The 22253-nt window shown below is 59.8% G+C and carries 18 protein-coding genes; 12 read left to right on the forward strand and 6 right to left on the reverse strand.

Going from position 1 to position 22253, the window contains the following annotated elements; genetic code table 11:
• Nucleotides 1-299 precede the first annotated feature (299 nt).
• From OQ460_RS19915 to OQ460_RS19940, 6 genes are all read left to right on the forward strand, one after another.
• Entirely contained in the window at nucleotides 300-2243 is a 1944-nt protein-coding gene (locus OQ460_RS19915) for a hypothetical protein (protein WP_410019080.1), read from the forward strand.
• Nucleotides 2244-2352: 109 nt separating this feature from the next.
• Complete coding sequence (locus tag OQ460_RS19920; protein ID WP_410019081.1) at nucleotides 2353-3321, forward strand: LysR family transcriptional regulator; 969 nt, start codon at nucleotides 2353-2355, stop codon at nucleotides 3319-3321.
• A gap of 162 nt (nucleotides 3322-3483) precedes the next feature.
• Nucleotides 3484-4458 carry a 2-hydroxyacid dehydrogenase gene (locus OQ460_RS19925; protein ID WP_410019082.1) on the forward strand — a complete coding sequence of 325 codons (975 nt, stop codon included), beginning with the start codon at nucleotides 3484-3486 and terminating at the stop codon, nucleotides 4456-4458.
• Between the two features lie 125 nt (nucleotides 4459-4583).
• Nucleotides 4584-5486, forward strand: coding sequence for a chemotaxis protein (locus tag OQ460_RS19930; RefSeq protein WP_410019083.1), 903 nt, complete (start codon nucleotides 4584-4586; stop codon nucleotides 5484-5486).
• Nucleotides 5487-5489: 3 nt separating this feature from the next.
• Nucleotides 5490-5972 carry a GNAT family N-acetyltransferase gene (locus OQ460_RS19935; RefSeq protein WP_410019084.1) on the forward strand — a complete coding sequence of 161 codons (483 nt, stop codon included), beginning with the start codon at nucleotides 5490-5492 and terminating at the stop codon, nucleotides 5970-5972.
• A 104-nt stretch (nucleotides 5973-6076) separates the two neighbouring features.
• Nucleotides 6077-6823: a YkgJ family cysteine cluster protein gene (locus OQ460_RS19940; protein WP_410019085.1), complete on the forward strand. Its 747-nt coding sequence runs from the start codon at nucleotides 6077-6079 to the stop codon at nucleotides 6821-6823.
• Here OQ460_RS19940 and OQ460_RS19945 read toward each other — a convergent pair.
• Together OQ460_RS19945 and OQ460_RS19950 are read right to left on the reverse strand one after the other, a co-directional pair.
• Nucleotides 6820-7602, reverse strand: coding sequence for a transporter substrate-binding domain-containing protein (locus OQ460_RS19945; RefSeq protein ID WP_410019086.1), 783 nt, complete (start codon nucleotides 7600-7602; stop codon nucleotides 6820-6822). The two genes, OQ460_RS19940 and OQ460_RS19945, sit on opposite strands and share 4 nt — an antisense overlap.
• 162 nt (nucleotides 7603-7764) lie before the next feature.
• Nucleotides 7765-8007: a hypothetical protein gene (locus OQ460_RS19950; RefSeq protein ID WP_410019087.1), complete on the reverse strand. Its 243-nt coding sequence runs from the start codon at nucleotides 8005-8007 to the stop codon at nucleotides 7765-7767.
• Nucleotides 8008-8219: 212 nt separating this feature from the next.
• Here OQ460_RS19950 and OQ460_RS19955 point away from each other — a divergent pair, with 212 nt between their 5' ends.
• From OQ460_RS19955 to OQ460_RS19980, 6 genes are all read left to right on the forward strand, one after another.
• Nucleotides 8220-9377 (forward strand): efflux RND transporter periplasmic adaptor subunit, encoded by a 1158-nt coding sequence (locus OQ460_RS19955; protein ID WP_410019088.1) that lies wholly within the window; start codon nucleotides 8220-8222, stop codon nucleotides 9375-9377.
• Nucleotides 9374-12469 (forward strand): multidrug efflux RND transporter permease subunit, encoded by a 3096-nt coding sequence (locus OQ460_RS19960; RefSeq protein WP_410019089.1) that lies wholly within the window; start codon nucleotides 9374-9376, stop codon nucleotides 12467-12469. Before OQ460_RS19955 ends, OQ460_RS19960 begins: the two co-directional genes overlap by 4 nt.
• A gap of 9 nt (nucleotides 12470-12478) precedes the next feature.
• On the forward strand, nucleotides 12479-13156 hold the full coding sequence (locus OQ460_RS19965) for a heavy metal response regulator transcription factor (protein ID WP_410019090.1): 678 nt from the start codon (nucleotides 12479-12481) through the stop codon (nucleotides 13154-13156).
• A complete protein-coding gene (locus OQ460_RS19970; RefSeq protein ID WP_410019091.1) occupies nucleotides 13146-14510 on the forward strand; it encodes a heavy metal sensor histidine kinase in 1365 nt (454 codons plus the stop codon). The genes OQ460_RS19965 and OQ460_RS19970 overlap by 11 nt, the downstream gene beginning before the upstream one ends.
• A gap of 348 nt (nucleotides 14511-14858) precedes the next feature.
• Nucleotides 14859-16181, forward strand: a complete 1323-nt coding sequence (locus OQ460_RS19975; RefSeq protein ID WP_410019092.1) for an OprD family porin — start codon at nucleotides 14859-14861, stop codon at nucleotides 16179-16181.
• 84 nt (nucleotides 16182-16265) lie between these two features.
• Nucleotides 16266-17756 (forward strand): sensor domain-containing diguanylate cyclase, encoded by a 1491-nt coding sequence (locus OQ460_RS19980; RefSeq protein ID WP_410019093.1) that lies wholly within the window; start codon nucleotides 16266-16268, stop codon nucleotides 17754-17756.
• A 71-nt stretch (nucleotides 17757-17827) separates the two neighbouring features.
• On the opposite strand, the gene lpxC is transcribed toward OQ460_RS19980, so the two are convergent.
• From lpxC to OQ460_RS20000, 4 genes are all read right to left on the reverse strand, one after another.
• Entirely contained in the window at nucleotides 17828-18739 is a 912-nt protein-coding gene (gene lpxC / locus OQ460_RS19985; RefSeq protein WP_410019094.1) for a UDP-3-O-acyl-N-acetylglucosamine deacetylase, read from the reverse strand.
• A 112-nt stretch (nucleotides 18740-18851) separates the two neighbouring features.
• Entirely contained in the window at nucleotides 18852-20042 is a 1191-nt protein-coding gene (gene ftsZ, locus OQ460_RS19990) for a cell division protein FtsZ (RefSeq protein WP_057444456.1), read from the reverse strand.
• A 66-nt stretch (nucleotides 20043-20108) separates the two neighbouring features.
• Complete coding sequence (gene ftsA / locus OQ460_RS19995; RefSeq protein WP_410019095.1) at nucleotides 20109-21368, reverse strand: cell division protein FtsA; 1260 nt, start codon at nucleotides 21366-21368, stop codon at nucleotides 20109-20111.
• Between the two features lie 15 nt (nucleotides 21369-21383).
• Nucleotides 21384-22250, reverse strand: coding sequence for a cell division protein FtsQ/DivIB (locus OQ460_RS20000; protein WP_410019096.1), 867 nt, complete (start codon nucleotides 22248-22250; stop codon nucleotides 21384-21386).
• Nucleotides 22251-22253: the final 3 nt, after the last annotated feature.

A 22253-nucleotide genomic window follows, 5' to 3' on the forward strand; every position in this document is an offset into this window, starting at 1 on the left:
TTTCTTCGCTATATCCTTCCCATCTTCAGGAGAGCAGGAGAATTGGTATGCGACCGGTACTGAGCGTAACTTCACGCGAACTCGCCACTGCCCCTCTCGAGTCGGGCACTTCGAGCCCCTTGTCCAGGCAGTTGAAGAGCACCTCAGGCAACTCAAGCGCCCTGCCCCTGCCGCCGCAACGGGATGCGCGGTGGATCGTAGACGTGGTTTTGAAAAAACTGCAGGCCGGTTCGCCAGGGACCGATAAGATTCGGGCCATCACCGAGCTGCATCATAAAATCACCCACACTGATCCGCAGTTGGAGCTTGATGCCCAGGAACTCTCGGATTTCTACGATTTCTTCAAAAAAGCCGAACATCTCCTGGCCCGACAAACCGGCAGCCACGAAGACTACAAATTATGTCGTGCGCTCAAATGGCAGTTCCGGGCCGCGTCCAGTGAACAAAAACATCAACAGCTCACAGAAACAATGTCCGCCGCCCTTGGCTACATCAACACCGCAGGTGTGCGGTCCAACCACCGGCATATCGGCTACGAGTATCAGTTGATACCGAGCAGGCAACTCAGTGCAGGGCCTTACCTTGCCAACGATTCACACCTGGGCCTGACTGCAGACATGCGCCTGCAAGACACCCGCATCAACAGCCTGTTGCTGAAGGTGAAATCCACGTTCCCCAACGTAAGCAAGCACAAAAGCACCCTTGGCATCGGCCTGCTGACGTCCCGGGAATATAAAAGTCTCAAGGCCTACGTCGAAACGAACAGCCATTCGCTGAGTGCCCGCGCAAGCGAAAGTCGCACGAGCGCCGCAAAGTACTTCACCCAAATCACAAGCGTTTCAAATCACCTTGAACGGAACCGGCTGTATGCCAACCTCAGCCAGTCTTTTGTCAAGGAGAGCCTGGCCGTGAATGGACTCGGCGACATTGCGTTCTCAAGCTTTGGCTCCACGCCTGAAGCCGTGGAAAAACAACGTGGAATGGTCCTCAGTTGTGGCACTCGCACGGCCATCGAGTGTTTTGAATTTTTAAACTTCAACACCGATATTGCGCTCAACCTGACCCTGGCAAAAAAATACAGAGCCATGGATATTGTCGACTTATATGACCGGTATCCCGCAATGGCCGAGCGCAAACTCAATGCCCGCCAGCATGCGGGCGATGATAGTGCCCAGTTGCTCAGGGATATGCAGCAGCATCGGCTATCCAGCAGCCGACGCTTTACCCATCAGGCCTGCCTGCCTGTATTACCTAGCGAATTGAACGACACCCTGCACGAAATCAATCGGCAATCCCAGGCACTGCTCGAACGTTATGTCGTACGCAAGTTGCGGTCGGGCGTCGATGAACCCACCGATAAAAAACTGCGTGAGTTGATGGCCAAAAATCATGATCTGCTCCGCCCGCCGGCCCTCAAGACATTCACTTCCAGCACCCACACCCGCACCGCAACCGCTACGGCACGCGCAGACTTATCCGATACGGCGCAAGCGTCGCCGGGCAAAGGCATAACCATTCACTTTATCCACAGGCATGAAGACGACCCGCACCTGAGCGGCGACTACCTGGAGATCCATATTGACGAGGTTGATGCAGCGAAAGCCTTGAAAAAGGCTCTGGGCTGCGTGCTGTCAGGCATTGGCCAACAAAACTTCTCATGGGAGAACCTGATTGGTTCCATAACTGACTCCGTGCTTGGCACCCCTAACCGCCGATCCAGCAATATCCTGGTAAAAATCAAGGATCATCAACCGGTGATACTGCGCACGCTCCATATGACCAGTAAACATTCAACGGTCAGGCTTCCCGAAATGGCCAGCCAGCTTATCGACGTGGAAATAGAATCAACCCGTATCAAGCGACACATTCAAAACGAGCAGTTGGGTTGCGACTCCCTCGACTTCATCCTGCCCATCGCCTATCAACTGCTGGGGGGCGATCACGGCAACCGGGCATGGGATACCTATGTCAACGCACACGAGAACGATATCAAGGCCCTGCTCGACAACATTGCCGAACAAAACCATGGCGCGGTATTGACTGGAGAAATTGAAACCATCAGGCGTATCAACCCCCAGCTTTGCCGTGATGTCGAAGCGCTGCTCCAACAGGCGAAAAAGGCCCAGGACAGCCCGCAAGACGGGCATCACGCCCAAGCCAAGATAGCGTTCAAACACATGCTGCAGACCTACCTTGACACTTATTACAAGGCTAAAGTCAGTGAAGCCTGGAAACTGTCCTGAGCTGACCCGGACCCGGTACCCAAAGCGATACTCTTGACGTCAGCTCATCGTCAGGCACACCCACGGGTAACTTCGTGTCACAATTTGCCATCTCCCTTGAGAGCACCCCATGGACACCTTGCAAAACATGCGCGCCTTCAGTTGTGTCGCCGAGGCCGGCAGCTTCACCGCTGCCGCCGTGCAACTGGACACCACCACAGCCAACGTATCGCGCGCGGTCTCCAATCTTGAGGCCCACCTGCAAACCCGCTTGCTCAACCGCACCACCCGTCGCATCGCCCTGACCGAGGCTGGCAAGCGCTATTTGTTGCGCTGCGAGCAAATCCTGGCCTATGTCGAAGAAGCCGAGGCCGAGGCCAGCGATGCCCATGCACGCCCCGCCGGGCAATTGAAAGTGCATACGATGACCGGCATCGGCCAGCATTTTGTGATCGATGCCATCGCGCGCTACCGCCGTACCCATCCAGACGTGACGTTTGACCTGACCCTGGCCAACCGCGTGCCGGACTTGCTGGACGAGGGCTACGACGTGTCCATCGTGCTCGCCAGCGAGCTACCGGACTCCGGATTCGTGTCCCAGCGCCTGGGGATCACCTACAGCATCGTCTGTGCCTCGCCGGCCTACGTCAAAGCCAACGGCTGCGCGCAACGGCCCAGTGACTTGCTCAACCACGCCTGCCTGCGCCTGGTCAGCCCGGTGATCCAACTGGACAAGTGGGCCTTCAACGGCCCTGACGGCCAGGAAAGCGTGAGCATTAACAGCTCGCCGTTTCTGGTGAACTCCGCCGACGCCATGAAGACTGCGATCATCAGCGGCATGGGGGTCGGCCTGCTGCCGGTGTACGCGGCCATCGAGGGCCTGCGCAACGGCACGCTGGTGCGGATGATGCCGACCTACCGGTCCCAGGAACTGAACCTGTACGCCATCTACCCGTCCCGCCAGTACCTGGATGCCAAGATCAAGACCTGGGTGGAATACCTGCGTGGTTCGCTGCCGGAAATACTGGCTGCGCACCAGGCGGAATTGGTGGCGTATGAGCTGAGCGGGAATGTCGGCAGCACACGGCTGCCCTTGTAGGCATTGCAAATCAGGGCGGGCTTTGTGTGGGAACGAGCAAGTCCAATCGTCGCACCGCCGTTCCCACATAAGCCTGCGCCCTGCTGCCACAGAGTGGTTTTGCAGCATCGGGATAAATGTTAGCTTGCTTGGCATTCCTCCTGTCGATGAGCCAAGCCCGCAATGAAAAAGACCGTTCTTGCCTTCAGCCGTGTCACGCCCGCAATGATCGAACGCCTGCAGCAGGACTTCGACGTCATCGCCCCCAACCCCAAGCTGGGCGATATCGGTGCTCAATTCAACGAGGCTCTGCCTCATGCCCACGGCCTGATCGGTGTTGGTCGCAAGTTGGGGCGGGCACAGCTTGAAGGCGCGAGCAAACTGGAGGTGGTCTCCAGCGTGTCGGTCGGCTACGACAACTATGACGTGGCGTACTTCAATGAACGCGGGATCATGCTCACCAACACCCCGGACGTGCTCACCGAAAGCACCGCAGACCTGGCCTTTGCCCTGCTGATGAGCAGCGCCCGCCGGGTCGCCGAGCTGGATGCCTGGACCAAGGCAGGGCAATGGAAAGCCAGCGTCGGCGCACCGTTGTTTGGTTGTGATGTACACGGCAAGACACTGGGTATCGTCGGCATGGGCAATATCGGCGCAGCCATTGCCCGTCGCGCTCGCCTGGGTTTCAACATGCCGATCCTCTATAGCGGCAACAGCCGCAAGACTGCGCTGGAACACGAACTGGGCGCGCAGTTTCGCAGCCTCGACCAATTGCTGGGCGAGGCGGATTTCGTCTGCCTGGTGGTGCCATTGAGCGAGAAGACCAGGCATTTGATCAGCCATCGCGAGCTGGGGCTGATGAAGTCCAGTGCAATTCTGGTAAATATTTCCCGCGGGCCGGTAGTCGATGAGCCAGCGCTGATTGAAGCCTTGCAGAACCAGCGCATTCGCGGCGCCGGGCTCGATGTCTATGAACAAGAACCGCTGAGTGAGTCGCCGTTGTTCCAATTGAGTAACGCCGTAACCCTGCCCCACATCGGCTCGGCCACGAATGAAACCCGCGACGCCATGGCCAACCGCGCCCTGGATAACCTGCGCAGCGCATTGCTGGGCAAGCGGCCGCAGGATCTGGTCAACCCGCAGGTATGGAAGGCTTGAGCCTTAGGCAAGCCGATCTGCTCAGAAGCGAGCGAGAACGTGGCAACGCCCACGCTCCTATAGTTTTTGGCATGTGCGTCGATAACCTTTCATAGCTCGTTCCCGCTGATCCACAGAAGGTTGCCATGTCCACCACCACAGCCCGCGCAGACTCTCTCTCGCTTCTGCTCTTTACCTTGCGCAGCGGCAAGCTGATGGCAATCAACCTGCTGAAAGTCAGCGAAATCATCCCTTGCCCGCCCTTGACCAAGCTGCCGGAGTCCCACCCCCACGTCAAAGGCATCGCCACCCTGCGCGGGGCTGCATTGTCGGTGATCGATCTCAGTCGAGCGCTGGGCGAAATGCCCTTGAAAGACCCGGACGGCGGTTGCCTGATCGTCACTGACGTCAGCCGCTCCAAGCAAGGCCTGCATGTACAGGCAGTGAGCCGCATCGTCCATTGCCTGACTACCGATATTCGCCCGCCGCCGTTTGGTTCCGGTGGCAGTCGTTCGTTTATCACCGGTGTCACCCAGGTCGACGGGGTGTTGGTACAAGTGCTGGATATCGAAAAAGTCATTCACGCCATCGCACCTGCACCGATCGAAGTAGCGCCTACCGACCTGACCATGGAAGAAGCCGAAATACTGGGCAGGGCGCGGATCCTGGTGGTGGATGACAGCCAGGTCGCCCTGCAGCAATCGGTACACACCCTGCGCAATCTCGGCCTGCAATGCCACACTGCCCGAAGCGCCAGGGAGGCCATCGACTGCCTATTGGAGCTGCAAGGTACGGCCGAACAAATCAATGTGGTGGTTTCCGACATCGAGATGTCCGAGATGGACGGCTACGCTCTCACCCGCACCTTGCGCGAAACCCCGGATTTCCAGAACCTCTACGTTTTGCTGCACACCTCGCTCGACAGCGCGATGAACAGTGAAAAAGCCCGCCTGGCAGGCGCCGATGCGGTGCTGACAAAGTTCTCGTCACCAGAGCTGACCAAATGCCTGGTCGTCGCAGCCCACTGTGTGGCACAGCAGGGCAGGTAACGAATGAGCGAGTATTTCCAGCTGCTGCGCCGAGACCTCATGGGTGCCCTGCCCGCGCCGCAATGGCCGGCGGATATTCGCCTGGACCACTACCGAGACGCCTCAGCCCCGGCGATCCATGCGGTGCTGTGCATGGCGCAGGAGCAAGGCGGTGGCCGTGTGGGCAGTCTTGACCAGTGGCGTCAACAGTTCGTCACCAATGCCGAGTTCGACCCCAGGCTTTGTCTGGTAGCCAGCAACGCCCACGGCATTCTCGGGGTAGCGCAGTGCTGGACCAGTGCCTTTATCAAGAGCCTGGCCATTCACCCTACGGCGCAGGGGCAAGGCCTGGGCCGAGCCTTGCTGCTGCACAGTTTTTTGGTGTTCCAGCAGCGTGGCGAGGCGTTTGTCGACCTCAAGGTGCGCGAATCCAATACCCGCGCCCGTCATCTGTATGAAACCGCCGGCATGGTGTTTGTGCTGCGCGACCGGGTTACCGAAGACTGAGGCTGGCGCATAACTTGCTTTGCCCAAGGCCTGCGCGGTGGGCGGAGGTGTAAACCCGTCACCGAGCCCATGCGCCTTCTGACCTAGCCTGGTGACAGACTCCCATGACCACCACCCACTTTTCCTGCGTCGGTTGCGGCAAATGCTGCACTGACCATCATGTGCCCCTGACCCTCGACGAAGCCCGGATGTGGGCGGCAGACGGCGGCAATGTCATCATTCTAGTGGAGGGGTTCCTGGGCAATGGCCTGGGCCTGGCGCCGCAGCAACGCGAGCATGCACAACGTCGCTCGGTGGTAGTACCCAGCGGCACGACCGAGGCGTTTGTGGCAATCACCTTTGCGGCCTATAACGCCGGACGCTGCCGGAATCTTGACGAAGACAACCTGTGCCGCATTTATGAGCGTCGCCCGTTGGTATGTCGCATCTACCCGATGGAGATCAACCCACATATTGCGCTGAACCCCGTCGCCAAGGATTGCCCACCGCAATCCTGGGAACAGGGTCCGCTACTGATCGCCGGTGGCGAGTTGATGGACCAGGAGCTGGCAGCATTGATCCAGCGCTCACGCCAGGCCGACCGTAATGACGTAGGGGCCAAGGAAGCGGTCTGCACCCTGCTGGGTATCCGCACCACGGCGCTCAAGGGCGACGGGTTTACCGCCTACCTGCCAGACATGGGCGCGTTTGCCCAGGCGCTGGAGTTGGCTGGCGGCCAGCCGTCGACCGCCAATGAATGGGTGTTTCATGTATCGGGGCTGGATGTTGCCGAAAAGTTGCTGGATGCAGGGGCGCAGATCGCCACTGAGGAGCCCTCCAACTATGCGTTTATCCCGTTGCGCGCGGCTTAACGTCCAAAGGGCGGTGCTTCAAGACGATAGGGTTGGATGATCCGCTGGTACTCGCCGTTTTGCATCAGTTGTGCAAGGGCGCAGTTGAGTTCACTGCGCAACGCCGTATCGGTTTTGCGCAGCGCGATCGCCACCCCATCGCCCAGCAGCTCAGCCGAAACAGCTGGCCCCAGGAAGTCGAAAGCCTGCCCGTCAGCGGTGTCGAGCAAGGCATCACGGATCTCCACGGTGCCTTGCAAGGTCGCATCGATATCGCCCGCCACCAGGCTGCGTACCAATTCGTCATTAAGCCAGAAACTCTTGACCGTGACGCCTTTGCGCGCCCACTTCGACAGGGCAAAAGCCTCGCGGTTGCTCCCCAGCAATACACCGACACGCTTGCCCTTGAGGGAGCTTACGGTAGGTATAAGGCCTGAGTTTCTACGTGCGACCAGACGTGTGGTGAAGGGGTAGAGATTATCGGTGAAGCTCACCCAGCGCCGTCGCTTGGAGGTGGGCGCCATGCCCATGATCGCATCGAATTGCCGGGCCTCAAGGGCGGGAAAATCTTCCACAAGCACCTGATCAACCCAGATGCACCGCACATTCAGCTGCACGCACAGGGCGTTGCCCAGTTCGATGTTCAGGCCAACCAACTGCCCTTGCGGGTTGCGGCTCTGGAAGGGGGGAAATTGCGCAGCAACGGCAAAACGGATTTCACGCCGAGGCTGATCAAGCGCCGCGGCGGCATCCAACGAAAGCAGTAGGGCGAGCACTACACAGGTACGTATCAGGGCCACGGGAAACGTCCTTTTCCGGAAAGTCCAGCCTCACGCCCAGTCCCGGAGAAGAGCCGGTGAGCAGAGGCGGTGCAAGCTTTCAAGAAACGGTCGTAGGCCTACAAGCAGAAATATCCGCAAAGACCGTAGGCAAAATCCCACCATGCGTGAAACTTATTACTCTCAGCGTTTACCCATCGAACGACGAGTGCCCGGAGGAGCCATGCCCGGGGACTTGGTGTGGCCGTTCTTGGCACCGTTCTTGTACCAGGGCTGGGCGGCACTTTTGGCCCCGGCCAGCTCGCCCGGCTTGAACGGAAACTTGAATGCCGGGATCTCGGTTGTCGCGGCTGTCTCTACGCTGTCAGTGTCGGCGTGTTCAACAGCGTCGACAGCATCAACAGGGTGTTGTGTCGGGGAATTCATGAAAGCTCCGGGAGTACAAAAATGACGCGGACCCAAGTGGTGTCACGCTGGCAGGAAGTATACCTGTGCGGCCTGAGTCTTTGACCATTGCCTTATGAATGGTCGCGAGTTTGCTGACGCGCCTGTCAGATAGCGGTCACCTTACTGACCGGATTGGCAGGCTATAAATACGCCCCCAAATCTCTCAGCCCTCTACTTTGGCGCCTCATAACATGCTCATTCGAAGAAAAATGCTATTAGTCGTGGGTGGTATCGTGGTGCTGGCTATTGCAGTTTGGGCCCTGACTCGACCGGCCAAAACCCGATTGGTGCCCTCCAGCGCCGTGCCAGTGCGGGTGATGACAGTCGTTGAGCAGGACTTGCCGCGCTATGTCACGGGCATCGGTTCGGTACTGTCGCTGCACAGCGTGGTGATCCGGCCGCAAATCGACGGTATCCTCACTCGTTTGCTGGTCAAGGAGGGTCAACTGGTCAAGGCTGGCGAGCTACTCGCAACCCTCGACGACCGCTCGATCCGCGCCAGTCTCGACCAGGCCAAGGCTCAGCGGGGGGAGAGTCAGGCACAACTGCAAGTGGCACTGGTCAATCTCAAGCGCTACAAACTGCTGAGTGCCGACGATGGCGTGTCCAGGCAGACCTACGATCAGCAGCAGGCGCTGGTCAACCAGCTCAAGGCCGCGGTTCTAGGCAACCAGGCGGCTATCGATGCAGCCCAGGTGCAACTGTCCTATACGCAGATCCACTCACCGGTCACCGGCCGCGTCGGCATCCGCAGCGTAGATGAAGGCAACTTCCTGCGCATGAGCGATGCCCAGGGATTGTTCTCCGTGACTCAGATCGACCCGATCGCCGTCGAGTTTTCCTTGCCACAACAGATGTTGCCGACCCTGCAAAACCTGATCGCGGCACAGCAGTCGGCCAGTGTCGACGCGTATATGGGCGCCGATACCGATGGCCCAACCGCCAATCTGCTGGGCGAAGGACACCTGAGCCTGATCGACAACCAGATCAGTGCCACCACTGGCACCATTCGCGCCAAGGCCGAATTCACCAATGCTGCGCAAAAACTCTGGCCCGGCCAACTGGTCACGGTGAAAATCCAGACGGCCATCGACAAAGACGCCCTAGTGGTGCCGCCAACGATCGTCCAGCGCGGTTTGGACTCGCACTTTGTGTATCGGGTCAACGGCGACAAAGTGGACATCGTGCCGGTGCAAGTGAGCTATCAAAACAGCGACGTGAACGTCATCCGGGGCGTACAGGTCGGTGATGTACTGGTCAGCGACGGCCAATCGCGGCTCACGGCCGGCGCCCGGGTGAATATTCTCAAGGAGGCGCCGCAAGCCGTCCAGGCGGAGCCCGCGTCATGAGAGGCCAGCGTTCGCTATCCGCCTGGTGCGTCGACCATCCGGTTGCCACGCTGTTGCTGACCTTTGCCTTGGTGCTAGTGGGCTTGATCGCCTTCTCACGACTGCCCGTCGCACCACTACCAGAGGCGGAGTTTCCGACGATTCAGGTCACCGCCCAACTGCCCGGAGCCAGCCCCGATACCATGGCGTCCTCGGTGGCAACGCCCCTGGAAGTGCAATTCAGCGCCATCCCTGGAATGACACAGATGACTTCCAGCAGTGCCCTGGGCTCCAGCCTCTTGACCCTGCAGTTCACCCTCGACAAGAGCATCGATACCGCCGCCCAGGAAGTGCAGGCGGCGATCAACACCGCGGCCGGCAAGTTGCCCAGCGATATGCCCACCCTGCCGACCTGGCGCAAGGTCAACCCGGCGGACAGCCCGGTGCTGATCCTCAGCATCAGCTCCAACAACATGCCCGGAACCGAACTGAGCGACTACGTGGAAACCCTTCTGGCCCGGCAGATCAGCCAGATCGAGGGGGTCGGCCAGATCAGCATCACCGGCCAGCAACGCCCGGCGATCCGCGTGCAAGCCTCGCCGGACAAACTCGCCGCCATTGGCCTGACCCTGGCCGACATCCGCCTGGTGCTCCAGCAATCGAGCCTGAACCTGGCCAAGGGCGCGCTGTATGGGCGCGACAGCGTGTCGACGTTGTCGACCAACGATCAACTGTTCCACCCCGAGGAATACGGTGAGCTGATTGTTTCGTACAAGGACGGCGCGCCGGTGCAATTGCGCGATGTGGCGCGGGTGATCAATGGTCCGGAGAACGCCTACGTGCAGGCATGGTCCGGTGATACGCCAGGGGTCAACCTGGTGATTTTCCGCCAGCCAGGGGCCAATATCGTCGACACAGTCGATCGCATCCAGGCCGAGCTGCCGCGCCTGCAGGCGATGCTGCCGGCGTCGGTGGAGGTCAGCTCGCTGTCAGACCGCACCAAGACCATTCGTGCCTCGCTGCATGAAGTGGAAATCACCCTGCTGATCGCGGTGTTGCTGGTGGTGGCAGTGATGGCGCTGTTCTTGCGCCAGTGGTCGGCAACCCTGATTGTCTCCAGCGTGCTGGGGGTATCGCTGGTGGCCACTTTTGCCTTGATGTATGTGATGGGGTTCAGCCTGAATAACTTGACGCTGGTGGCCATCGTCATCGCCGTGGGATTTGTGGTGGACGATGCGATTGTGGTGGTGGAGAACATCCATCGCCATCTTGAGGCGGGCCTGGACAAGCGGGAAGCAGCGATCAAGGGCACCGGCGAGATCGGTTTTACTGTGGTGTCCATCAGCTTTTCGCTGGTGGCGGCATTTATCCCGCTGCTGTTCATGGGCGGCGTGGTCGGGCGGCTGTTCAAGGAGTTTGCCCTGACCGCCACGGCGACCATTCTGATTTCAGTGGTGGTGTCCCTGACCCTGGCGCCGATGCTGGCCGGGCAGTTCATGCGCGCCCCCACTCACCGCCCCCACGACCAGCCGGGCTTTGGCGAACGCCTGCTGGCCAGCTATGCCCGGAACCTGCGACGGGCACTGGCCCATCCGCGCACGATGCTCGCTATCTTCACCGTAACCCTGGGCCTGGCCGTGGCCGGCTACGTGTTTATTCCCAAGGGTTTTTTCCCGGTACAAGACACCGGTTTTATTCTCGGCACCAGCGAGGCGGCGGCCGATGTGTCCTACCCGGATATGGTGGCCAAGCACCGAGCCCTGGCCGAGATCATCCAGGCTGACCCAGCTGTGGAAAACTTCTCTCACTCCGTGGGCGTGACCGGTAGTAACCAGACCATCGCCAACGGCCGCTTCTGGATTGCCTTGAAGGATCGGGGTGAGCGTGATGTGTCGGCCAGCCAGTTTATCGACCGGATCCGCGCCAAATTGGCCCGGGTCCCGGGGATCGTGCTGTACCTGCGCGCCGGCCAGGACATCAACCTCAGTTCCGGGCCCAGCCGCAGCCAGTACCAGTACGTGCTCAAGAGCAACGACGGTGCGACTCTGAACACCTGGACCCAGCGCCTGACCGAAAAACTGCGTGCCAACCCGGCCTTTCGCGATCTGTCCAACGACCTGCAACTGGGCGGCAGCATCACCCACATCAGCATCGACCGCCAGGCTGCCGCGCGTTTCGGCCTGACTGCCACCGATGTCGACCAAGCGCTTTACGATGCATTCGGCCAACGCCAAGTCAATGAGTTCCAGACCGAGACCAACCAGTACCAAGTGGTGCTGGAGCTGGACAGCCAGCAGCGGGGCAAGGCTGAGAGTCTGAACTACTTCTACCTGCGCTCGCCCCTGAACGGTGAAATGGTGCCGCTGTCGGCCCTGGCCAAGGTTGATCCGCCGACCGTCGGGCCGTTGTCCATCAGCCATGACGGCATGTTCCCGGCGGCCAACCTGTCGTTCAACCTGGCGCCGGGGGTGGCCCTGGGAGACGCGGTGATCATGCTCGACCAGGCCAAGAACGAGATCGGCATGCCGAGCACCATCATCGGAAACTTCCAGGGCGCAGCCCAGGCGTTCCAGAGTTCATTGGCCAGTCAACCGTGGCTGATCCTCGCGGCGTTGGTGGCGGTCTACATCATCCTCGGCGTGCTGTATGAGAGCTTCGTGCATCCGCTGACTATCATCTCGACCCTGCCCTCTGCCGGCCTGGGCGCACTGATCATGCTGTGGCTGCTGGGCCAGGACTTTTCCATCATGGCCTTGATCGGCCTGGTACTGTTGATCGGCATCGTCAAGAAAAATGGCATCCTGATGATCGACTTTGCCCTGGAAGCCCAGCGCGTTCGTGGCTTGGCGCCCGCCGATGCGATTTATGAAGCCTGTGTCACGCGGTTCCGGCCGATCATCATGACCACCCTCGCCGCGTTGCTGGGCGCAGTGCCGCTGATGCTCGGCTCAGGTCCCGGCGCTGAGCTGCGCCAGCCCCTGGGGATCGCGGTGGTCGGCGGGTTGCTGGTGAGTCAGGCGCTGACGCTGTTCACCACGCCGGTCATATACTTGTATCTCGAGAAACTTTTCCACAGACCCAAGTCGGCCCTCGGGCTGGCGACCACACAGTGAGGCGGGGTCATGCGCGTCCTGATTATTGAAGACGAAGAAAAGACTGCCGGCTACCTGCATCGCGGGTTGACGGAACAAGGCTACACGGTGGACGTGGCCCGCGACGGCATCGAGGGCCTGCACCTGGCCCTGGAAAGCGACTACGCAGTGATCGTGCTCGATGTGATGCTGCCCGGCCTCGACGGTTTTGGCGTGCTGCGCGCACTGCGGGCACGCAAGCAGACGCCGGTGATCATGCTCACCGCCCGCGAGCGTGTGGAGGACCGCATTCGCGGCCTGCGCGAAGGCGCCGACGATTACCTGGGCAAGCCGTTTTCCTTCCTCGAACTGGTCGCCCGCCTGCAAGCCCTGACCCGGCGCAGCGGCGGGCATGAGCCGGTGCAGGTGACCATCGCCGACCTGTGGATAGACCTGATCAGCCGCAAAGCCAGCCGCGCCGGCCTGCGCCTGGACCTGACCGCCAAGGAGTTCTCGCTGCTCAGCATCCTGGCCCGGCGCCAGGGGGAAATCCTGTCGAAGACGGCGATTGCGGAAATGGTCTGGGACATCAATTTCGACAGCGATGCCAATGTGGTCGAAGTGGCGATCAAGCGCCTGCGGGCCAAGCTCGACGGGCCCTTCGAGCACAAGCTGCTGCACACCATCCGCGGCATGGGCTATGTGCTGGAGAACCGCAATGTCGAGTAACTCCATCGCCCTGCGCCTGAGCGGCATGTTCAGCCTGGTGGCGCTGGTGATTTTCCTGCTGATCGGCGGTGCGTTGTATCAACAGGTTGACCGTGGCCTGGGGCTGCTGCCGGGGGCCGAGCTGGATGCGCGCTACAGCGTACTGGAGTCGTCGATCACCCGCTTCGGTACGCCGGATCACTGGGGGAAGATGGCCAGCAAACTCAAGTTGCTGGGGGAAGAGGACAAGCGTATTCGCTTCTGGGTGGTCAGCAGCGACCCGGCCTATGAGTACGGCAACCCGGATGCGCGCATCCGCGAATTCGCCGCAGGGCCGATGGGCAAGCGCGACTTATACCTGCCGGAGCATGCGTATCCCTTCAAGGTGCTGGTCAGTCAGTTCCCCGCCAAGGACCAGCGTCCGCCGCTGCGGTTCATGATCGCCATCGATACAGCCAACTTCCGCGCTACCCAGCATCATTTGCTGATGGCGTTGATCAGCCTGTCGTTTGTCGGCGTGGTACTGGCTTCGCTGCTGGGCTTCTGGGTCGCGCGCATCGGCCTCGAGCCGCTGATCAAACTCTCGAATGAAGCGCAACGACTGGCACCACCCAAACTCTCAGGCCGCTTGCAACTGTCGCCGTTGCCGCCGGAACTCAAGCAGTTCGTCAATTCCTTTAACTCGGCCCTGGAACGGGTAGAAACCGCCTACTCACGCCTGGAATCGTTCAACGCCGACGTGGCCCACGAGTTACGCTCGCCGCTGACCAACCTGATCGGCCAGACCCAGGTGGCACTGACCCGTGGTCGTTCAGCCGAGCATTACTTCGAAGTACTGCAATCGAACCTGGAAGAACTGGAGCGCCTGTGCTCGATCATCAATGACATGCTGTTCCTGGCCAGCGCCGACCAGGGCAGCAAGGCCACCAAGCTGATTGAATGCTCCCTGGCCGCTGAGGTGGCGACTACTCTCGACTACCTGGACTTTATCCTCGAAGACGCCCAGGTGCAGGTCACGGTACTCGGCGATGCGCAGGTCCGGATCGAAAAGGCCCATTTGCGTCGGGCCCTGATCAACCTGCTGAACAATGCCGTACAGCACACCTCGCCGGGGCAGGTGATCGAGGTGTGGATTGAAGCGCAGGAGCAACAAGTGCTGATCGGCGTAACCAATCCAGGGGAACTGATCGCCAGCGAACATCTGCCCCGGTTGTTCGAGCGCTTCTACCGGGTCGACGCCTCGCGCAGTAACAGCGGGGCCAATCATGGGTTGGGGCTGGCCATCGTCAAGGCGATTGCCTTGATGCATGGCGGGGATGTGTTCGTGCGCAGCGAGCACGGTGGCAACACCTTTGGCATCACTCTGCCGAGCTGAATTTTAAAACCGCTACACAATCAAAATGTGGGAGCGAGCAAGCCCGCTCCCACACAAGCCCTTCCCCATAGGCAGATCCTCACCGCCTTTACTGTTGCTATTTTGGTAACAGTCATTATCTTGTTACACTCTGTACCGTACCGCTCGCCTGCGCCAATATGTCGCATCGACGAGCGAGACGGCAAAGACAGCCGACCCGCCCTGCTATTTCCCTCGACTTATTTCCAGGGCTCTACACTGGGAATCTGTCTTAAAGCCGCTGACTTCAGCGGCTTTTTTTTGCCGTAAAAAAGGCCAGGAACACCCCACAACATTGGCCATTCAGACTTACCCAAAGGAGCTCCCCCGGTGAAACCCGTGCAGACATTCACCCCGTTATTCCTCGCGATTGCAGCAACTATCTCCCCTCTCGCCCATGCCGCAGATGCCCCTCCCGCCGACGGATTCGTCGAAGGCTCCAGCCTCATTATCAACACCCGCAACTACTACATGAATCGCGACCGCCGCGACATCCACACTGACGACAGCAAGGAGTGGGGCCAGGGCTTTCTCGGGATCTTCGAGTCTGGCTACACCCAGGGCACCGTGGGTTTTGGCCTGGACGCCCATGCAATGCTCGGCCTGAAACTGGACGGCGGCGGTGGCACCGACGGCTCCAGCATCCTGCCGTACGGCAGCGGCAACGGCAAAGCGCCCGGCTCGTTCTCCACCGGTGGCGGCACCCTGAAAATGCGCGCCTTCGATACCGAACTCAAAGCCGGTGACCTGTTCCTCAACAACCCGGTGATTGCCGGCGGCATGACGCGCATGCTGCCCGAGACCTTCCGTGGCGTCAGCCTGACCAATCACAGCCTTGACGACTGGATGTTCGAAGGCGGCCAGGCCAGTTTTGCCAAGCTCTACAACCAGAGCGGCCACGGACGCATCGGCACCAGCTATGGCGCACTGCCCAAGGGCCAGGACAGCCAGCACATGAACTGGGCCGGTGTAGCCTGGAGCGGCCTGCCAGGGCTGACCAGTAACCTGTACGCCGCCGAACTCAAGGATGTGTGGAACCAGTACTACTACGACCTGGACTACACCTACGCGCTCAATGACCTGGTCAGCCTCAACCCCGGCCTGCACTTCTACCATACCCAAGACACCGGCCATGCCCTGCTGGGGAATATCGATAACAACACCTACAGCCTGCATTTCACCGTGGGCGTGGGCAATCACAGCGTCACCGCCGCGTACCAGCGGGTCAACGGCGACACGCCGTTCGACTACATCGCCCAGGGCGACAGCGTGTACCTGGACAACTCCCAACAATACTCGGACTTCAACGGCCCCAACGAGCGCTCATGGAAACTCAAGTACGCCTATGACTTCGCCGGCCTTGGCCTGTCGGGCCTGACTTCGGCCGTGTCCTACTCCAGCGGCAAGACCGACCTGACCAAGGTCGACCCCAACAGCCGTGGCTATTCGGCCTGGTACAGCGCCGACGGCAAGCACGCCAGGCACTGGGAACGGGATATCGATCTCAAATATGTGGTGCAGGGTGGCAAGGCCAAGGATCTTTCGGTGCGCCTGCAATGGGCGAGCAATCGCGGGGGCAATGGCTATGGGGCAGTGGATCGGGATATGGATGAGTACCGAATGATTGTCGACTACCCAATCGATGTCTTCTGAGGGTGAATTTTCTTTTTTGCCAATGACTTAATTTTCAGCGCGCCGAACTAAACTGCCATCATCGTCACCGCCGAAACCAATTCGATGAGCCATCGCCGCGCCCATAAACTGCCCGCCCGCCCGGAGCTTTTGCTGATTCTGGGCAGTGGTCTTACCGTTACGCTGATCATGATCATCGTCGCCGTGCTGCTGATCCGCGAACATGCCAGCACGCTGCAGACCGCCCAACGTTCAACCAGCAACATCACCCAACTGATCAACGCCGATGTACTGCGTAACATCGAGTTGTATGAACTGGCGCTGCAAGGATTGATCAGCGCCGCGAGTAATGACTTACCGGGGGTGCCGCTCGATGTTCGGCACAAACTGCAATTCGATCAATCCACAGCAGCTCCCTACAAGGGCGAAGTCCTGCTTCTCGACGCCACCGGCCAGGTGATAGCCGACTCTTCCACGCTGAGGCCCACTGCGCGAAACTTCGCCAACCGCGACTACTTCCAGGTCCACCAGAATAACCCCGAGATCGGACTGTTCATCAGCCGCCCATTCAAGATCCATTGTGATTGCGACCAGGAATGGCGTATTGCATTCAGCCGCCGGGTGAACGGGCCCAACGGCGAGTTTTCCGGTGTCGCCGTGGCAACCATGCGCCTGGCGTACTTCGACCAATTGTTCAACAGCCTGACCATCGGTAGCGGCAATACCATCAATTTGCTGAACAATCAGGGCATCCTGCTGGCCCAGCAACCATTGCTGGAACGCAACATGATCGATAAAGACCTGAGCTCGCGCCCCAACTTCAAACGCATGCTGCAAGAAGGCAGCGGCAGCTTCAGGGCGATCTCCGCCAGCAGCGGCACATTGCGGCTCTTTACCTTTACCAGCGTCGGACATTTGCCGTTGATCGTAGTGGTAGCATTGGCCAACGACGACGTGTTCGCTGCCTGGAGGCGCGCGGCGTGGCTCACCGCTGGCGCCACCGGCGTGTTGTGTATCGGCCTGTTATGGCTGACCTGGATGCTGCGCCTGGAACTGCGGCGCCGCTACCGTGCCGAGAAGGTGCTGTCAGAACTGGCAGCCACAGACGCCCTCACCGGCCTGGCCAACCGCCGCATCCTGGACCAGCGGCTACGCCTGGAATGGGACCGCGCCCAACGCTCCAGCGAGCCTTTGGCGCTATTAATGATCGACGTCGACCACTTCAAGGCCTTCAACGACCGGCACGGCCATCAGGGCGGTGACGACGCCTTGCGCAACGTGGCACAGGTGATCGCCAGTAACATCCGCCGACCTGCCGACTTGGCGGCGCGCTATGGTGGGGAAGAGTTCGCGGTGATCCTGCCCCATACCGACGCCAAAGGCGCGCGAGTGATTGCCGAACAGATCCGCAGCAGCGTCGAAAAACTGCCTCCGGTAGCAGGAAGCGTGGGGCCTATCACCGTAAGTGTTGGCTTGAGTACCGGGGACCGAAAAAACCCGTCCAGTCTGGAGCAACTGCTGCTCAGCGCTGACCAGGCGCTGTATGCGGCCAAGCATGGCGGGCGTAACCGCACCGTTGATGCCGACCTTCTATAAGGGGCAACAATCGCCCATAAAAAAGGCCACCCGAAGGCAGCCTTTAAAAACTAAAGAAAGAGAGTTGTTACTTACACCGCCGCAACGGGACGCATGTAAGAGATCGGTGCGGTGCTGGCATCTTCGAAGGTCACGACTTCCCAAGCATCTTTCTGCTCAATCAACTTGCGCAGGAGCTGGTTGTTCAATGCATGACCCGACTTGAAGCCTTTGAACTCGCCTATCAGGCTATTGCCCAGCAGGTAGAGGTCACCGATTGCATCGAGGATCTTGTGCTTCACGAATTCGTCTTCGTAGCGAAGGCCGTCTTCGTTCAGTACACCATCCGCGTCGACCACAATGGCGTTTTCAACGCTGCCGCCGAGTGCGAGGTTGTGCTTGCGCAGGTACTCGATGTCACTCATGAAACCAAAGGTACGGGCGCGGCTGACTTCTTTTACGAACGAAGTGCTGGAAAAATCCACGCTTGCACTTTGGGTGCGGTCACGGAATACCGGGTGATCGAAATCGATCTCAAAGCTCACTTTAAAGCCTTCGAACGGGACGAAGGTAGCGCGCTTGTCGCCATCTTCTACTGTCACTTCCCGCAGGATGCGAATGAACTTCTTGGCTGCGTCCTGTTCTTCCAGGCCGGCAGATTGAATCAGGAATACAAAAGGTCCAGCGCTGCCATCCATGATCGGGACTTCGGACGCGGAGAGCTCGACGTAGGCGTTATCGATGCCCAGGCCAGCCATGGCCGAGAGCAAGTGCTCCACCGTATCCACTTTGACGTCACCGTTGACCAATGTGGTCGACATCGTGGTTTCGCCAACGTTTTCCGCGCGAGCAGGAATCTGCACCATTGGGTCCAGGTCGGCACGCACAAACACGATGCCGGTGTCGACAGGTGCAGGCTTGAGGGTCAGGTATACCTTCTCCCCGGAGTGCAGACCTACACCTGTGGCACGAATAATATTCTTCAGGGTGCGTTGTTTAATCATGGCTTGGACCGCTTCAGCGCAAATTGCGAACTGGTATCAACAAAGGCTGGCGATAATAGCAGACCAGACCTTTGCTGAACACCAATCACCTTCATAGCCCTGATACATTCCATTAATCGGCCTGACGACGCAAGAATGCCGGGATGTCCAGATAGTCCAGATCATCTTGCGGATTCGGGCTACGGGACGCAGCAGCACCGGCCTGAGCCTGATTACGCATCACAGTCGGACGATCCAGGTCACGATAGTTCACCGACGGCAGTTCCTGGCGAGCAGGTGCTGGAGCGGCAGCCGAGGCCTGGCTGGTATGAACGGTATTGTCGATAACCTTCACAGGCTTCTCGATTTTTGCGCCCAGGCCAGTGGCAACCACGGTCACGTGCAGTTCGTCGCGCATGTCCGGATCGATAACGGTACCGACCTTGACCATCGCGTGCTCGGAAGCAAACGCCTCGATGATGCTACCCACGTCGGAGTACTCACCCAGGGACAGGTCAGGACCTGCAGTGATGTTAACCAGGATGCCGCGCGCACCTTGCAGGTTCACGTCTTCGAGCAGCGGGTTGCGGATCGCCGCTTCGGTGGCTTCACGCGCACGGTTCGGACCGCTGGCGCAGCCAGTGCCCATCATCGCCATGCCCATTTCGCTCATCACGGTACGTACGTCGGCAAAGTCGACGTTGATCATGCCTGGTCGCTTGATGATGTCGGAGATACCGCGAACGGCACCGGCCAGTACATCGTCAGCCTTGGCGAACGCGGACAGCAGGCTTGCATCCTTGCCCAGGATGGTCAGCAGCTTCTCGTTGGGAATAGTGATCAACGAATCGACGCTTTCGGACAGCAGACGGATGCCTTCATCGGCGATCTGCATGCGCTTGCGGCCTTCGAACGGGAACGGACGAGTCACCACCGCAACGGTGAGAATCCCCATTTCCTTCGCCACTTCGGCAATGATCGGCGCAGCACCGGTACCGGTACCACCACCCATGCCGGTGGTAATGAACACCATGTTGGTGCCCTGCAATACTTCCGCGATGCGCTCACGGTCTTCCAGTGCGGCTTGACGGCCGACTTCCGGATTGGCGCCAGCCCCCAGGCCCTTGGTCACAGCTGTGCCCAATTGCAGGATGGTGCGTGCGCCGATGCTTTTGAGGGCCTGGGCATCAGTGTTGGCGCAGATGAACTCAACGCCTTCAATGTTGCTCTTGACCATATGGTTGACAGCGTTGCCGCCGCCACCGCCGACACCGATCACTTTGATGACCGGGCTTGCGGGGATGTTGTCTACGAGTTCGAACATTTTCCCTCTCCTTTCATTTTCTCTAGTTTTTTCGCCTACTACTTGAAACGGTGTTGCGGTAAATCTTTAGAAGTTGCCTTTCACCCAGGCTTGCAGACGCTCCAGCAACGGCGTTTTCGGCTCGTCACTGCTGTAGCTTTCGCGGCTGCCGATGCCCGACAAGGAAATGCCGTCGGTCTGCTTTTGCAGGCCGTACAACAGCAGGCCCACACCGGTGGAATAAATCGGGTTGCGCACCACGTCGCCCAGGCCCTTGACGCCATGGGGCACGCCCAGGCGCACTGGCATGTGGAAGATTTCCTCGGCCAGTTCGACCGCGCCTTCCATCTTCGAGGTGCCGCCGGTCAGCACGATGCCGGCCGGGATCAAATCTTCGTAGCCGCTGCGACGCAGTTCCGCCTGGATCAGGGTGAACAGTTCGTCGTAGCGTGGCTCGACCACTTCAGCCAGGGCCTGGCGCGACAGTTCGCGCGGTGGACGGTCGCCCACGCTTGGCACCTTGATGGTCTCGCCGGCACCGGCCAGCTTGGCCAGGGCGCAGGCGTAACGGATCTTGATTTCTTCGGCGTACTGGGTCGGGGTACGCAACGCCATGGCGATGTCGTTGGTCACCTGGTCGCCAGCGATTGGGATCACCGCGGTGTGACGGATCGCACCCTCGGTAAAGATCGCGATGTCGGTGGTGCCGCCGCCGATGTCCACCAGGCACACGCCCAGTTCTTTTTCGTCGTCGGTCAATACCGAGTACGCCGAAGCCAGTTGCTCAAGAATGATGTCGTCGATTTCCAGGCCACAGCGACGCACGCATTTTTCAATGTTCTGCGCTGCGTTGACGGCGCAGGTCACCACGTGAACCTTGGCTTCCAACCGCACGCCCGACATGCCCAGGGGCTCACGAACGCCTTCCTGGTTATCGATCACGTAGTCCTGCGGCAGGGTGTGCAGCACTCGTTGGTCAGCCGGGATAGCCACGGCCTGTGCAGCGTCCAGCACACGTTCCAGGTCAGCCGAGCTGACTTCACGGTCGCGGATCGCAACAATGCCGTGGGAGTTCAGGCTGCGGATGTGATTGCCCGCGACGCCAACGAATGCCGAGTGAATCCGGCAGCCGGCCATCAGTTGCGCTTCTTCGATGGCGCGCTGGATCGATTGCACGGTGGACTCGATATTGACCACCACGCCTTTCTTCAGGCCCCGCGACGGATGCGTGCCGATACCGACGATTTCCAGCGTGCCGTCGTCCGCGACCTCGCCTACCAGCGCCACCACTTTGGAGGTGCCGATATCGAGACCGACGATCATTTTGCCGCTTTGCACGTTTGCCATGGGTCCTGCCTCTTCTTAATTCTTCGCGACAGCGGGCTGCGCTGCCGTGGGCGCAGCCGGTTCCCGCCAGCCAACAGCCAGGCCGTTGGCGTAACGCAGGTCGATGCTCGCAATGTTCGTAATCTGTTCTTTCAAGGTTTTGTCATAGATGGCGATAAAGCGGCGCATCTTCTCCACCAAGTGGTCGCGTCCCAGCAACAACTCGATGCCCGGGCCGGAACTGCCTGCCCCGGTCGTCAAAAACCAGCTGCCCCGTTCACGCAATTCCAGTCGCGCGATGGAGAAGCCCAGTGGCCGCAGCATCTGGCTCAAGACCTGGTACTGCTGCATCACTTGTTGCTGCGCCCGTTGTGGCCCGAACAACTGCGGCAAATGCTCGTAGTTGGCCAGCTCTCTCGGGGTAAAAGCCTGGCCCTGGTTGTTCAACAGCGCTTCGTCACCCCAACGGGCCACGGGCAGTTGTTCTTCCAGGCGGATAGTCACCTGATCCGGCCAAACCCGACGCACCTCGGCGTGAGCGATCCAAGGCATTTGCTCCAGCTCCGAGCGCATACCCGCCAGGTCAACAGTGAAGAAGCTGGCCGCCACATAAGGCGCGATCCGCTGCTGCACGGCTTGCTGGCTGATGTAGCTCAAATCACCCTGCACGCTGATCTTGGTGATCGGCCGGTCGGCGTAAGGCAGCAGGCGCTGCGCACCTTCATAAGTGCCAAAGCCCAACGCCACCAACAGCACTGGCCAGAACAAGGCCTTGAGAAAACCAAAATTGGCTTTCGGCAGGCGCGCCGACATCGGCTCTTTAGCCACCATCCGGCTGGCACCACGCGGCACCGGCTTGCGGCCGGGAGCGGGTGGCTGATGACGAAGCGATGCGCCTTGCATGGT

The sequence above is a fragment of the Pseudomonas imrae genome (genome assembly GCF_046352735.2).
GTDB classification, from domain to species: domain Bacteria; phylum Pseudomonadota; class Gammaproteobacteria; order Pseudomonadales; family Pseudomonadaceae; genus Aquipseudomonas; species Aquipseudomonas imrae.

Excerpts from the sequence above, each read along its gene's own strand:
- OQ460_RS19920 (WP_410019081.1), top strand. The coding sequence starts at position 2,353 with ATGGACACCTTGCAAAACATGCGCGCCTTCAGTTGTGTCGCCGAGGCC.
- OQ460_RS19925 (WP_410019082.1), top strand. The coding sequence starts at position 3,484 with ATGAAAAAGACCGTTCTTGCCTTCAGCCGTGTCACGCCCGCAATGATC.
- OQ460_RS19930 (WP_410019083.1), top strand. The coding sequence starts at position 4,584 with ATGTCCACCACCACAGCCCGCGCAGACTCTCTCTCGCTTCTGCTCTTT.
- OQ460_RS19935 (WP_410019084.1), top strand. The coding sequence starts at position 5,490 with ATGAGCGAGTATTTCCAGCTGCTGCGCCGAGACCTCATGGGTGCCCTG.
- OQ460_RS19940 (WP_410019085.1), top strand. The coding sequence starts at position 6,077 with ATGACCACCACCCACTTTTCCTGCGTCGGTTGCGGCAAATGCTGCACT.
- OQ460_RS19950 (WP_410019087.1), bottom strand. The coding sequence starts at position 8,007 with ATGAATTCCCCGACACAACACCCTGTTGATGCTGTCGACGCTGTTGAA.
- OQ460_RS19955 (WP_410019088.1), top strand. The coding sequence starts at position 8,220 with ATGCTCATTCGAAGAAAAATGCTATTAGTCGTGGGTGGTATCGTGGTG.
- OQ460_RS19960 (WP_410019089.1), top strand. The coding sequence starts at position 9,374 with ATGAGAGGCCAGCGTTCGCTATCCGCCTGGTGCGTCGACCATCCGGTT.
- OQ460_RS19965 (WP_410019090.1), top strand. The coding sequence starts at position 12,479 with ATGCGCGTCCTGATTATTGAAGACGAAGAAAAGACTGCCGGCTACCTG.
- OQ460_RS19970 (WP_410019091.1), top strand. The coding sequence starts at position 13,146 with ATGTCGAGTAACTCCATCGCCCTGCGCCTGAGCGGCATGTTCAGCCTG.
- OQ460_RS19980 (WP_410019093.1), top strand. The coding sequence starts at position 16,266 with ATGAGCCATCGCCGCGCCCATAAACTGCCCGCCCGCCCGGAGCTTTTG.
- lpxC (WP_410019094.1), bottom strand. The coding sequence starts at position 18,739 with ATGATTAAACAACGCACCCTGAAGAATATTATTCGTGCCACAGGTGTA.
- ftsZ (WP_057444456.1), bottom strand. The coding sequence starts at position 20,042 with ATGTTCGAACTCGTAGACAACATCCCCGCAAGCCCGGTCATCAAAGTG.
- ftsA (WP_410019095.1), bottom strand. The coding sequence starts at position 21,368 with ATGGCAAACGTGCAAAGCGGCAAAATGATCGTCGGTCTCGATATCGGC.
- OQ460_RS20000 (WP_410019096.1), bottom strand. The coding sequence starts at position 22,250 with ATGCAAGGCGCATCGCTTCGTCATCAGCCACCCGCTCCCGGCCGCAAG.